Here is a 13,190-nt window from a genome sequence, read left to right as displayed (position 1 = left end):
GCCCCCGCTCCCTCAGCGGGTCGTCCGTGTACGGGCCATGAGGACCGCCACGTCGTCCTGAGCCGGTCCCCCGAGGAGCCGAGCGAGGACCTCGTCGCACAGGGTGTCCAGCGGCCGGTCCAGGTCCCGGAGCGCCCGGGCCAGCTGGCTCATCCCCTGGTCGAGGTCCCGGTCGCGGGCCTCGATGAGGCCGTCCGTGTAGAGGACGAGCAGGCCGCCCTCGGGCAGGGCGACCTCCTCCGTACCGAAGTCGTGGGCTCCGGTGCCCAGCGGCGTGCCGGGCGGGCCTTCGAGGAAGGTGATGGCGCCGTCCGGGGTGGCGAGTGCCGGTGGCGGGTGCCCTGCGCGGGCGATGACCCAGCTTCCGGTCGCCGGGTCGTGGACCGCGTACACGCAGGTGGCCATCTCGTCCTCGCCGAGGTCGGCCACGACGGCGTCGAGCGAGCTGAGCATCCGGGCCGGGGCGATGTCGTGGCGGGCCAGAGTGCGTACGGCAGTGCGCAGTTGGCCCATGACGGCCGCCGCGTGGATGCCGTGGCCCATGACGTCGCCGATGACCAGACCCGTCCTGCCGCCGGGGAGGGCGATCACGTCGAACCAGTCGCCGCCGACGTCATGGGAGCTCGCCGGCAGATAGCGGCCGGTGAGTTCCAGTCCGGTGACGACGGGCAGCGCACTGTTGGTGAGGCTGCGCTGGAGCGTGAGGGCCGCTTCCCGCTGCGTGGTGTAGAGGCGGGCGTTGTCGATGTTGAGGGCGGCGCGGGCCACGACCTCGTCGATGAGGACGCAGTCCTGCACGTCGAACGGCTCACGGGTCCGCAGCCGCGTCACGGTGACCGCGCCGAGTACCCGGCCCCGGGCCACCAGCGGGACCAGGCGCGCCGAGCCGATGCGGGTCGCGAAGTAGGTGCGGAGCGCCTCGGTGCGCGGGTCGGTGAAGAGCGCCGGGATGTCGGAGGTGTAGAGGTTCGTGGGTCTCCCGCCGGAGACGACCTGTTCGTAGACGGAGTCCAGCGGGAGCTGGAAGGTCTGGCCCGCGGTGAGCAGGGCCGTGGGGGCCGTCGGGTCGGGGAAGCCGGCCGCGAGGCGGCGCAGCACTCCGCGCGTGGAGCCGGCCGGGTCGTCCGGTTCGAGGACCGATTCCAGCATCTGTACGTCGGCGGAGTCGGCGAGCTGGGGTACGAGGAAGCTCACCACCTCGCCGGCCGTCTGCTCCAGGTCGAGGGTCGTGCCGATCCGGGCTCCGGCCTCGGCGAGCAGGGCGAAGCGGTGCCGGGCCCGCTCGACCTCGATGTGCGCTTCCTGGCTCTCGGTGATGTCGACGAGGGAGGCGATGAGGCCGAGGGGTTCCTCGGCGCGGTCGCTGAGGGGTGCGTACGAGCAGGACCAGATGTGGTCGCGGCCGGGGTCGGCGGGCGTGCGGCCGACCCTGCGGGCGTCGACGACGGCGGTTCCGCTGTCGAGGACCTGGCGCATGAGGGATTCGAGCGCGGTGGCGTTGACGCCGGGCACGACCTCCGTGAGACGGCGGCCGACATGGGCGGCGGAGGGTACGCCGTTCATCCGGGCGAGGGCGTCGTTGACGCGGAGGAAGCGCAGGTCGGGGCCGAGGAGGGCGAGGCCGATGGGTGACTGGGTGAAGAGGCTCTCCATCGCCGCGAGGTTCTCCCGCATGCGCAGGACCTCGGAGGTCTCCACCGCGATGAGCATGGCGCCGGGACGCCCCTGCGGGTCGGCGGCGGGCACGATCCACATCTCCATGGCGACGGTGTGGCCGTCGCGGTGGCGGACGGGGAGCGTGCCGACCATGGTCTCGCCGGACTGGACGCGCAGGGTCAGTTTTTCGGCCAGGTCGCGGTTGGCGTCCGGCACGAGGAGCGGTGTGGCGAGGCGCCCGAGCACGTGCTCGGGCCGATGGCCGAGCAGGTCCTGGGCCGCGAGGGACCATTCGACGATGCGACCCTCGGCGTCCTCCCGCCAGAGGGCGATGGGCAGCAGCTCGCGGAGCACGCCCGCGTCCCCGACGGCCGCGCGGGGCGGCTGCGGAACCCTGCTCGACGACTGGTGAGTCTCCAACGCATCGACCTACGCATCGGCCTGGCCCCAGAGGGCGCAATCCCTACCGATTCACCCTAGCCGAGTCGTTGACGGCGGGCCCTGCGTAGTGCGGCCGTCCGATTCCGGGCCGCCGCCGTGGGAGGGAATCGGGAGGGGCCGGGAGGGAATCGGGAGGGATCCGGGACCGATTCGGGACGGATTCGGATGGGAGTCGGGAAGGAGCAGTACCTACCGCTCCCGCGATTCTTCCGTAGTTCTACGGATGTGCGGGCGGCCGGCGTCTGCAAGAGTCGTCGCGACCTCCATGTATGCGCATCCACGTGCGCCGCCGTTCCGCCTCCCGTCCCCGGAGTACCCCGCATGACCAGCCGCCCGTCCGACGCGCGTCCGTACGACCGGGGGCCCGGCGGCGGTCGGCCGGAGGATCCCCACACCCTGCTCGACCGGGCCCGGCGGCTCTCCGCGGCCGGCGGGCACCCCGCGGCCGGCGGGGCCTGGGAGCGGGCCGCGACGGCCCTGCGGCGCGCCGGCGGGGCCATCACGCCCGGGGACCACGCCGACGCGCTGGACGCCACCGCCCTCGACTGCCGGGGCCGGGCGCGGCCCGCGGCCGCAACCCTCTTCTCGCGCGCCGCCGAACTGCACGAACGGTCCGGGCAGCCCGGCAAGGCGCTCATCTCACGGGCTCGCGCGCTCGCCACCGGCCCCGGACCGGGAGCGACGGCCTGCGCGGGACTCGCGGACCTCTGCGAGAGGGCCGCCGTCCTGCACGAGGCCGGCCGGGCCACCGTCGCCCAGACCGCGACGGTCCTCCTGCTGCGCTGCCGGGCCCGCGCCGATCTCCTCGACACCGCGCCCGACCCGGCGGCCGAGGCCGCCGCGCTGCGCGAGGACCTCGTCCGGCTCGTCGCCTTCGCCGCGCCGCACCGGGCGGACCCCGCCGTCCTCGGCCCCCTCGCCGACTCCCGCGCCCTCCTCGGGCGGGTCACCGCGCCCGACGACCCGGCAGTGGCCCTCACCCACCTGCGGGCGGCGCTCGCGGACCACGGCGCCTCGGGGCGGCCCTGGCCCCCGACGGAGACCGAGCTGCTGCTCGCCGGGGTGCTCCGGGCCACCGGGGCGCACGCGGAGGCAGCCACCGTGCTGCGTACCGCCGTCGGCTCCGGCGAGGAGAACGCCCTGCTCCGGGCCGCCGACCGGGCCCGCCTCCGCCTCGCCCTCGCGCGGACGCTGGACCACGAGGGCGGTGGACCGCCCGGTCGTGCGGGCGGCGAGGAGGTGGTGTCGCTCCTCACCGAGGCCGTCCGCCTGTCCGACCGCTCCGGCGAGGACCCCCGCCTGGGCCTGCTCGCCCGGCTGCGTCTCGGCTCCGCCCACGCGGCACGCGGCCGCTGGCAGGAGGCCGTCACCGTCCTGGAGGCGGTCCTGGCCGGGCCGGCGCGGGACGGGGACGAGGCGGCTCGCGTACGGGCCAGGGCGTGGCTCGCCTTCTGCGCGCTGTGTCTCGGCGAACCCGAACGGGCCGCACGGCAGTACGCGCTCGCGGCGGCCGAGGCCCGGCTCCGGGCCGATCACCGCCACGGCGCGGCCCTCAGCCACCGTGCCGCGCACGCCCTCGGTACGGCCGGGGCGCCGGAGAAGGCGGCCCGGGCCTACGAACGCGCGGCCGACCTGTGGCGTTCCGCCGGCGACCACGGCGCAGCGGCCCGCTCCCTGCGCGCGCGGGCCCGGCAGGTGCGGACGGCCTGGGGCACCGCCAGGGCCGAAGTGGTCCTGGAGGAGGCCCTCCGGGAGGCCCAGCGCGGCCTGCCCGGAGCCCCGGGGCCTGCGGAACGCGACCGGCTGCGCGCCGAACTCGTGTCGATCCGCGAAGAACTGACGGATCTTCATGACCCCGGGGCCACCGTCGACCCGGGTACCGGGGTCGCTGCCGGCGCCCTCGACGCGGACGGCGACTCCGGTCCCGGCCCGTGGTCGCCGCCGGATCCGGATCCGTACGAAGCGTCGGGGCGCTACCAGGTGAACGTGTACGGCGATGTGGGCGGTGGCGGCCCGCAGGCCGCCGCCGCACCGAGGACCCGAGTACAGGGGTGCGTGTGAGCAGAGTGATCGACGGCCGCTTCGAGCTGGTGGAGCGACTGGGCGGCGGAGGCATGGGAACGGTCTGGCGCGCCCGCGACCTGGCCCTCCACCGTGACGTGGCCCTCAAGGAGGTACGCCCGCCGGATCCCGCGCTGGCCGAGTACGACGTCGAGGGCGCCCGGACCCTGCGGGCGCGGGTGCTCCGCGAGGCCCGCGCGCTGGCCCGGATCGACCATCCCGGCGTGGTGACGATCCATCACATCGTCGACGCGGGCGAGGGCACGTACCCGTGGCTCGTGATGGAACTGGTCACCGGCGGCTCCCTCCAGGACCGCCTCGACCGGGGCCCGATGACGCCCGCCGAGGCCGCCGTGCTCGGGCACCGCCTGCTCGCCGCCCTGACGGCCGCCCACGAGCGGGACATCGAGCACCGTGACGTGAAGCCCGCCAACGTCCTGCTGCGTCCGGACGGACGGCCGGTCCTCACCGACTTCGGCATCGCCGCGATCCGCGAGTCCACCGTCCTCACGGCCTCGGGTTCGATCATCGGCTCGCCCGACTACATGGCGCCCGAGCGGATCCGCGGTCGTTCGAGCGGCCCCGCCGCCGACCTGTGGTCCCTGGGCATGCTGCTGTACGTCGCGGTGGAGGGCCACCACCCGCTGCGCCGGGAGAACACCCTGGCGACTCTGGCGGCCGTGCTCTCCGACGACGTGCCTCCGCCGCTGCGGGCCGGCGGACTCACCGACGTCCTGACCCGGCTGCTCGTACGGGATCCGGCCGCCCGCCCGGACACGGCGGAACTCGACCGCGCCCTGGCGGCTGCCGCGACCGGCCCGGAACCGGCGGACGCGAAACCGGCAGGCCGGGACACGGCGGGTGTCGAGGCCGTCGAGGAGCAGACGGGTGGCGACGGGGTGGCCGGCGAGGCGACGGTGACCTCGTTCCGGCTCGCGCCTCCCTCGTCTCCGTCATCCGCGTCATCCGCGCCGTCCGCGCATCCCGAGACGGCACCTTCCGGACCCGGACCCGGACCCGGACCCGAACACGGAGCCGAATCCGGACCCGCCGCGGAGGGTACGGCGGAGCCGGCCTCGGCGGCGCTCACCGCCGGCGGGCGTCGGCGAGGCCGTGCCGCCCGGTTCTTCGTCAGCGCCCTCGTCGTGGTCCTCGCCGTCGGGATCCCCGTCGGCGCGATGGCCTGGGACTGGCGGCCCGGCGAGGCGGGCGGCGGCCCGAGCAGCGCTCCGCCCTCGCAGCAGAGTCCGGCCGCGCAGCGTCCCGGCTCGTCGACGGCGCCGGTGAAGACCTCGGCCCCGAAGGAGCGCGACCTGCTCACGCCCGCCGGGATCAGGGCCGCCGTCGCCGCGGTGCACGCCGCCACGGACAGTGCGAAGGTCACCGGTTTCGTCGTGTACCCGGACTACGCCGTGGCCCAGTCACTGGTCAAGGGCAGTACGAAGCGTTACGACCGGTACATCTACCGGGGCGAGGACGTGGCCGTCCGCCAGGGCCCCGGCGGCACGGCCTTCCCCGGATCGGTCCCCACCGACCTGGACGCCTTCGACTGGGACGCCCTGCCCGCCCTCTTGAAGCGCGCCGACAAGGACCTGGGCATCGACCGGCCCACCAGCCGGTACCTCGTCGTCACCCCGGGCTCGACGCTGCTCGGGAGCGGCGCCGGCCTGAGCGTCTACCTGTCCGACACGTACGGCGTGGCCTACCTCAACGCCGACACGAAGGGCCGGGTGACCGCCACTCATCCCCGCGAGAACTGACCTTCGCCCACCCCGGTCCTGACGACCAGGGAGGCGAGGCCCGCCCGGGTCTCCACACCCGTCTTCCGGTAGACCCGGGCCACATGGCTCTCGACCGTGCGGGGACTCAGGCAGAGCCGGTCGGCCACCGCCTGGTTCGTCAGCCCTTCGGCGACGAGGACCGATATCTCGCGCTCGCGCGGGGTGAGCACGGCGAGCCGTCCGCCGGGCGCGCCGCCGTCCGGAGGCGCCGGTCTGGTCCGGTCGGCCAGGTCGACCAGCATGCGGGCGCCTCCGTCGGCCGCCACACGACGGCCCCTGCGCCAGAGTGCGGCGGCCCGTGCCCCGTCGCCCGCGGCCTGTACGTGCGGGGCGGCGAGGAGCAGGCTGTGGGCCTCGCGGAGCCCGGCCCCGGAGCGGGCGCTCTCCCTCGCGGCCTCGGTGAAGGCCTCCGCGGCGGCCGCCGATTCGCCCCGGTGGGCCAGCACCCGCCCCCACGCGCGCTGGGCGGCCCCCCGCTGGACGGGCAGGCCGAGCCGTGCCGCCTCCGCGATCGCGCGCCGGGCCACGCGCTCGGCCTCCGGGAGGTCTCCGGCCACGAGGGCCGCTCCGGCGAGGAGTTCGAGATAACCCGGGCGCAGGGAGGGCTGGAGCCGGGACAGGTCCCGGTCGCCGCCCGCCCGCAGAAGCGCGCCCCGCACCCGGTGCGGGTCCTGGCCGAGCGGGACGCTGTGGGCGAGCATGCAGCGGGCCTGCGTGGCCCACCAGCCCTGGGCGGTGCCCACCGTGGCCGCGGCCTCCTCCGCGGCGGCCAGCCCTTCGGGGTCGCCGAGTGGCCGGGCGTGGAGGAGGACGATGGCGTGGATCGCCCGGCTGAAGCCGAGGAGTTCGGCACCGCCCAGGGGGTGGGCGACGGTGAGGGACTCCTCGGCGAGGTCGAGCGCGGCACCGACCCTGCCGGTGAGGAAGTGGACGTACGCCGAGCAGAGGAGGAGCTGCGAGAGCGCGAAGGGCCGTCCGGCGCGGCGGGCCACGGCGATGCCCCGCGTGGTGTGGCGCTCGGCCGCTCCGTACTCCTCCAGGAAGGCCTCGGTCCAGCTCAGGCGCACCAGCGACTCGACGTGGTCGGCCAGTTCGCCGTCCGTGAAGGCGTCGGTGAGCGCCGCGGCCTCCGTCGCGCGGGTGCGGGCGGTGGCGGTCTCGCCCTCGTACGCCTCGCCGAGCGCGGAGAGCGTCAGGGCCTCCGCCGTGTCGGCCTCGTCACGGCGGCGCCGCGCGTCGTCGAGCGTCCGGGCGACCTCCCCGCGGACCTCGGGGTAGCGGGTGGCGAAGAGGGCCCGGGCGCCCCACTCGACGACGAGCCCCGTCCGCAGGCCGGCCCGGGGGCCGGGGCTGCGCTCCAGTTCGCGGCGGAGGAGCGCGTCGGCCTCGGGGTAGCGGCCGAGGTGGCGCTCCATGAACGCGCAGAGGAGGACGGCGGACGTCCGGATCCCGGCCCTGTCGTCGGTCCCCTCTGTGCCCTCTGTACCCTCTGTGCCCTCTGTGCCCTCTGTGTCCTCTGTGTCCTCTGTGTCCTCTGTGTCCTCTGCGCCTTCGGTTTCCTCTGCGTCCTCGGTACGACCCGGGTCCGGGCGGCACATGTCGATCAGTCGGTGCAGGAGGTCCCGGCTCTCCGCGACACGGCCCGCCGAGCCGAGGGCCTGGGCTCGGCGGAGCATCAGTTCGTGCCGGTCGGCGCGGTGTTCGGGAACGTCGGGGAGGTGGTCGAGGGCGGCCGCCAGCCAGTGGGCGGCGCGCGCGGGGTCGACGGTCCCGGTCCGCTCGGCGGCCTCGACGAGTACGGCCGCGGTCTCGGCGTCCGGGCCGGCCGCGGCGCCCACGAGGTGCGGGGCCCGGGCCGTCGCGGGCGCGCCGGACACGGCGAGTGCGGCCGCCGCCCGCCGGTGCAGCTCGCGGCGGCGCCACGGGTCGAGGGCCCCCCGGACCAGCTCCGGGAGGGCCGGGTGGCGGGGGCCGAGAATACGGCCGTCCTGGTCGGGCCGGACGAGGTCACGGCGGGCCAGGGCACGCAGGGCGGCGTCGATCCCTGTCCGGCCGTCCCCGCCCGGCTGATCGATGGCGTCGGAGGACGTCGCCACGGCCGCGACCAGTTCGGCCGTGGCACGGCCGTCGAGCACGGCGATCGCCTCGACGGCCGCCCGCTCCACCGGGCCGAGCGGCGTCAGTTCGTCGAGGAGGACCGCCACCGGTCCGGTGCCGGGCGCCCCGCCGTGCCGGCCGCGGGCGTGGGCGAGGGCGCGGAAGTAGAGCGGGTTGCCGCCGCTGGCCGTGTGGAGCTCCCGGACCGTGTCCGACGGCACCCCGGAGGCAAGGCCCCCGGCGCAGTCGTCCGGTGCCAGCGGTCCGATGTCCAGCCGGGCGAGGGTGCCGGTGTCGGCGGCCCGGGCGAGGCAGGAGGCGAGGGCCGGCGGGGTCTGACGCTCGCGTCGGGCCACGACGACCAGGACGGGAGCGCGCAGCGGGTGCCGGAGGAGATGGTCGACGAGGGCGACGGTGGCCGGGTCCGCCCGGTGGAGGTCGTCGAGGAGGAGGACGAGGCCGGGCGCCGGAACACGGCCCAGCGCGGCGCCGATCCGCCGCACGCGTTCGCCGTGTCCCTGCCCGCCCGGCCCACTCACCATCGCACCACCGCGTGCCGCCGCCTCGGGGGCGCCCGTGGTTGTCGCCCTGTCCGACGCGTCCGCCGCTGCCGGCGAACCCGTTCCCGTGCCCGTGCCCGTGCTTGCACTCCCCCGTCTCCCCGCACGGCAGTCACCGTGCTCGACGAGCCGGGCGAGTTCGGCCAGGGCCGGGGCGGCCGCGCGCTCCTGGTGGTCGAGGTCGGCGAAGGCGTCAAGGACGGCCTGGAAGGGAGTGCCGCCGTCCCCTTCGGCGGTTCCGGCCCGGCCGCACAGGACGGTCACTCCGCGGCCCCTGGCGCGTACCCCGAACTCGGTCAGGAGCCGGGTCTTGCCGATGCCGGGCTCGCCCGTGACGTCCACGGCCACCGGGCCCGCACCCTCCCTGCGGCAGCCCAGCAGCCCCTCCAGCCGGTCCAGTTCCCTGGCTCGCCCGACGAGGGGTGCGCGGTCGGCGCACCCCCGGTCCGCGAAAGTGTCCACGTACAGTCCCCCTCGTGCGGTCGCACGTCGGTCGCGCGGTCGTGCGGACGTGCTGTTCTCCCCGCTCTCAGTTGTACGGCACACCACCGACAGGTCCGTCGGCCGGTGGGCGGTGGCCGGTGGCCGGTGGCGGTCAGCCGAGAGCGAGGGCCTTGAAGGCGCGGGTCTGCTCCGTGACGGCCCGCTCCGTGGGCAGCCGCTCGATCGACGAGGCCCCGAAGAAGCCGACGACCCCGGTGGTGTGTTCCAGGACGTAGCGTGCGTCCTCCGGCTCCGCGATGGGCCCTCCGTGGCAGAGGACCAGGACGTCGGGGTTCACGCGCTTGGCCGCGTCGTGCATCTCCTGGACCGCCGCGGCCGCCTGGTCGAGCGTCATCGCCGTGCCCGCGCCGATGGCCCCCTTGGTCGTGAGCCCCACGTGGGGCACGAGGACGTCGGCGCCCGCCGCGGCCATGTCGGCCGCCTGCTGCGGATCGAAGACGTACGGGGCGGTGAGCAGGTCCCGCTCGTGGGCGGCCCGGACCATGTCGACCTCCAGGCCGTACCCCATGCCGGTCTCCTCCAGGTTGACGCGGAAGGTGCCGTCGTACAGGCCGACCGTGGGGAAGTTCTGCACGCCCGCGAAGCCCATGGCCTTCAGCTCGTCCAGGAAGAGGTCCATGCGGCGGAACGGGTCGGTGCCGCAGACCCCGGCGAGGACGGGGGTGTCGCGGACCACGGGCAGCACCTCGCGGGCCATGTCCTGGACGATCGCGTTGGCGTCCCCGTACGGCAGGAGACCGGCGAGCGAACCGCGGCCGGCCATCCGGTAGCGGCCCGAGTTGTAGATGATCAGCAGGTCGACCCCGCCGGCCTCTGCGCACTTGGCGGAGAGCCCGGTGCCCGCCCCGGCGCCGACGATCGGCCGGCGGGCGGCGACCTGGGCGCGCAGCCGGGCGACGACGGCCTGGCGGCTGACGGTGGATCCGGTGTTCACGGTGGTGGCTCCTCGGTGTGTGGGTGTCGTTCGGTGCCCGGTGTCCTCAGGCCGTTCCGTGGTCCTGCCCGCCGCGGCTGCTCTCGGCGATCAGCTGATGCAGGCGGTCGGCCATGGCGACCGCGAAGGAGGTGTCGTTGACGTGCGCGTCGAGCTCGTGGACGCGGACCTCGCCGCCCCGGACGGCCGCACGCAGGGCGTCGAGCCCGGCCCGGTCCGCCTCGGGGTCGGCGAAGGGGCCGTCGAGCGTGTCCACGGCGGAGATGCCGCGCAGCGGCCAGAAGACCTCGGCGGGGCCGCGCGCGGTACGGAGCTTGCGGCCCATCGTGGTGCCGAGCTCGGCCATTTCGGCGGCGGTGGTGCGCATGAGGGTCACCGTCGCGTTGTGGATGAGCAGCCGGCGCTCGCTGAACCGTTCCGGCACGGTGGCGGCCGGGCCGAAGTTGACCATGTCGAGGGCTCCGGGGGCGACGACCTGCGGGATGCCCATGGCCCCGGCGGCGGTGAGGCGGGCGGGGCCGGCGCTGAGCACGCCGCCGACCAGCTCGTCGGCGAGCTCGGTCGTCGTCAGGTCCAGTACCCCGTCGAGCATGCCGTCCCTCGCGAGCTTCTCGACCGCCCGGCCGCCCGCGCCGGTGGCGTGGAAGACGAGGACCTCGTAGCCCAGTTCGGCGAGCCGGGCGCGGGCCGCGTCGACGGCGGGGGTCGTCACGCCGAACATGGTGGCGGCGACGACCGGGCGCCCCCGGCCCGCCGGCTCGTCGTGATTCCGCTCGTGACGGCGGGCCATCCCCGCGGCGGCCGCGGCGGCGTTGCCGAGGACCTGGCAGGAGACGGCGTTGAGACCGGAGATGTCGACGACGCTGTACATCATGGTGAGGTCGCTGCTGTCGACGTACGGGGAGACGTCCCCGCCGGCCATGGTGCTGACCAGCACCTTCGGTACGCCGATGGGCAGGGCCCGCATCGCCTGGGCGGCGATCGTGGAGCCGCCGCTGCCGGCCGCGGCGAGCACGGCGTGCAGCTTCCCCTTGCGGTAGAGGTCGAGGACGACGCGGGTGAGGCCGTGCGCCATCGCGGCGACGGCGGCGCCCCGGTCTCCGGCGGCCAGCAGCCTGGCCAGGTCGTGGCCGGCGGCGCGCGCGACGACGTCGGCGGAGACATCGGGCACGGGCGCGTGCGCGGGTGGCGGCAGGACACCGGTGTCGACGAGGAGGACGTCACTGCCGTACTCCCTGAGCCGCTCCCGCAGCCAGGCGTACTCCTCCCCCTTGGTGTCCAGCGTCCCGACCAGCACGACGGTCGCCATGCCCCCACCTCTCTCCCGGTCCCGCGTCCGGTACCGCGGTCCGGTCCCGTTCTCGTCGATCCTCCGTCGCGCGACCTGTGGCGACAACGACCACTCCGGGCGTATTGGCCTGCGTCGTGGCGCACTATGGGAGCCATGGCCAGGATTGCTTCGCCCCGTTTGTCCCGACTGCTCACCGGCTGGTCCTCGGAGGGGCCGGGGCCACTTCCCCGCCGCCTTGCGGACGCGCTGCGGGAGCTGGCCGAGCGCGGGGACGTACCGGCGGGGACCGTGCTGCCCTCGCAGCGCGAACTGGCGCTCGTCCTGGGCGTCAGCCGGTCCACGGTCACCTCCGCGTACGGCCTCCTGGAGGCCGAGGGGTGGCTGGAGAGCGTGCGCGGCAGCGGCTCGCGGCTGCGGGGCTCGGGGGCGCTCGACCGGTACGTCGCCGAAGGCCGGCTCGTGAGCTTCGACGCCCGTACGGGTACGGGGTCGGCGGGCGTCGCCGATCTGTCGAGCGGGGCGCTGCCGGGGCTCGGCGCGGTCGGCGAGGCGGTGGGGGCGCTGACCTCGGGCGACCTCGGCGGGCTCCTGGTGGCCGACGGCTACCACCCGTACGGCATCCCGGCGTTGCGGGAGGGCATCGCCGCGTACTACCGGGCGGCGGGCGTGCCGACGGAGGCCGGGCAGATCCTGGTGACCGCGGGGTCGCAGCAGGCGGTGTGGCTCGTGGCGCAGGCGCTCGTGGAGCCGGGCGACACGGTCGTCGTGGAGGACCCCACGTATCGGGGCGCCTTGGAGGCGCTGCGGGCGCGGGGCGCCCGGCTGGTACCGGTCGGCGCGGACGGCAGCGACGCGGGCGACGGCTCCGGCGCGGCGGCGGTCCGGCGGCTGAGCGCGCACGGCCGACCCCGGCTGGTGTACCTCCAGCCGACGGTGCACAACCCGACGGGGCGGACGCTGGACGGCGCGGCGCGCAGGGAGTGGCGGCGGGTCCTGGAGGACCTGGAGCTGTTCACCGTCGAGGACACGGCCTGCGCGGAACTCGCCCTCGGGGACGGAGGCGGAGACGGAGACGGGTACGGGGACGGAAGCGGAGACGGGTACGAAGGCGGGGGCGGAGACGGGTACGAAGGCAGGGGCGGGGGCGCCGGCGCTCCGGAGCCCCTTGTCGCCGGGCTTCCCATGGCGTCGACCGTGACCGTCGGCACACTCTCGAAGCTCTTCTGGGGCGGTCTGCGGGTGGGGTGGGTCCGCTCCTCCCCCCAGGTGGTCGCCCGGCTCGCGAAGATCAAGACGTCGGTCGACCTGTCGTGCTCGGTCATGGACCAGCTGGTGGCCGTCCGGCTGCTCGACCGGCTGCCCGAGGCCCGGGCCCGGCGCAGGGCCGAGTTGCGGGCCCAACGGGACACGGCCGAGGCGCTGTTGCGTGCCGGAGCTCCGCACTGGGAGTGGACCCGGCCGGCGGGCGGCGCCGCCCTCTGGGTGCGTGTCCCGGGCGCCGACACCGAGACCCTCGCCCAACTGGCGCGTCGCCGTGGCGTCTCGGTCGTCCCGGGGTCGGCCTTCTCCCCGGTGGACGGCTTCCGGGACCGGCTCCGGCTGCCGTACGCCCACGGCACGGCGGCCCTGGAGGCGGCCCTTCCCACGCTTCTGGAGTGCGCGGAGCGCTCGCCTGCTGGGTGACTCCTGTCCAGAACTGGCCACGTACCCCGGCCCGGGAGGCGTCCCTCTGTCAACTCGGGGAGGACGACCCCGCGCCCCAAGGTCTCGATCAGGCCAGGTCGCGGCGGCCCTCCACGGGCGGGCCAGGGCGCCGAAGCGGTGCTCACGGCCGAATCCCACCATTCGTCACTCAAACGGTCCAG

7 protein-coding genes are annotated in these 13,190 nt (G+C 75.6%); 3 read left to right on the top strand and 4 right to left on the bottom strand.

Annotated features, from left to right (window positions below):
* Nucleotides 1-12: 12 nt before the first annotated feature.
* A complete protein-coding gene (locus OG357_RS34160; protein WP_329624790.1) occupies nucleotides 13-2,076 on the bottom strand; it encodes a SpoIIE family protein phosphatase in 2,064 nt (687 codons plus the stop codon).
* Nucleotides 2,077-2,418: 342 nt separating this feature from the next.
* Here OG357_RS34160 and OG357_RS34155 point away from each other — a divergent pair, with 342 nt between their 5' ends.
* Both OG357_RS34155 and OG357_RS34150 read left to right on the top strand, forming a co-directional pair.
* Entirely contained in the window at nucleotides 2,419-4,158 is a 1,740-nt protein-coding gene (locus OG357_RS34155; RefSeq protein WP_329624789.1) for a hypothetical protein, read from the top strand.
* Nucleotides 4,159-4,211: 53 nt separating this feature from the next.
* Nucleotides 4,212-5,918 (top strand): serine/threonine-protein kinase, encoded by a 1,707-nt coding sequence (locus tag OG357_RS34150; RefSeq protein ID WP_329625777.1) that lies wholly within the window; start codon nucleotides 4,212-4,214, stop codon nucleotides 5,916-5,918.
* Here the strand turns inward: OG357_RS34150 and OG357_RS34145 are convergent.
* The 3 genes from OG357_RS34145 to OG357_RS34135 all read right to left on the bottom strand — a co-directional run bounded on the left by OG357_RS34145 (nucleotide 5,900) and on the right by OG357_RS34135 (nucleotide 11,343).
* Nucleotides 5,900-9,058 (bottom strand): helix-turn-helix transcriptional regulator, encoded by a 3,159-nt coding sequence (locus OG357_RS34145; protein ID WP_329624788.1) that lies wholly within the window; start codon nucleotides 9,056-9,058, stop codon nucleotides 5,900-5,902. The genes OG357_RS34150 and OG357_RS34145 overlap by 19 nt on opposite strands.
* 133 nt (nucleotides 9,059-9,191) lie before the next feature.
* Nucleotides 9,192-10,034, bottom strand: coding sequence for a phosphoenolpyruvate hydrolase family protein (locus OG357_RS34140; protein WP_329624787.1), 843 nt, complete (start codon nucleotides 10,032-10,034; stop codon nucleotides 9,192-9,194).
* Nucleotides 10,035-10,080: 46 nt separating this feature from the next.
* Nucleotides 10,081-11,343 carry a Tm-1-like ATP-binding domain-containing protein gene (locus tag OG357_RS34135; RefSeq protein ID WP_329624786.1) on the bottom strand — a complete coding sequence of 421 codons (1,263 nt, stop codon included), beginning with the start codon at nucleotides 11,341-11,343 and terminating at the stop codon, nucleotides 10,081-10,083.
* Nucleotides 11,344-11,478: 135 nt separating this feature from the next.
* On the opposite strand from OG357_RS34135, the gene OG357_RS34130 reads away from it, so the two are divergent.
* Nucleotides 11,479-13,008, top strand: a complete 1,530-nt coding sequence (locus OG357_RS34130; protein ID WP_329624785.1) for an aminotransferase-like domain-containing protein — start codon at nucleotides 11,479-11,481, stop codon at nucleotides 13,006-13,008.
* Nucleotides 13,009-13,190: the final 182 nt, after the last annotated feature.

The organism is Streptomyces sp. NBC_01255, assembly GCF_036226445.1.
GTDB lineage: Bacteria > Actinomycetota > Actinomycetes > Streptomycetales > Streptomycetaceae > Streptomyces.
Note: the sequence above shows the minus strand (reverse complement) of the source record. Positions and strands in the feature narration are given on the sequence as shown.

Excerpts from the sequence above, each read along its gene's own strand:
- OG357_RS34155 (WP_329624789.1), top strand. The coding sequence starts at position 2,419 with ATGACCAGCCGCCCGTCCGACGCGCGTCCGTACGACCGGGGGCCCGGC.
- OG357_RS34130 (WP_329624785.1), top strand. The coding sequence starts at position 11,479 with ATGGCCAGGATTGCTTCGCCCCGTTTGTCCCGACTGCTCACCGGCTGG.
- OG357_RS34150 (WP_329625777.1), top strand. The coding sequence starts at position 4,212 with ATGGGAACGGTCTGGCGCGCCCGCGACCTGGCCCTCCACCGTGACGTG.
- OG357_RS34135 (WP_329624786.1), bottom strand. The coding sequence starts at position 11,343 with ATGGCGACCGTCGTGCTGGTCGGGACGCTGGACACCAAGGGGGAGGAG.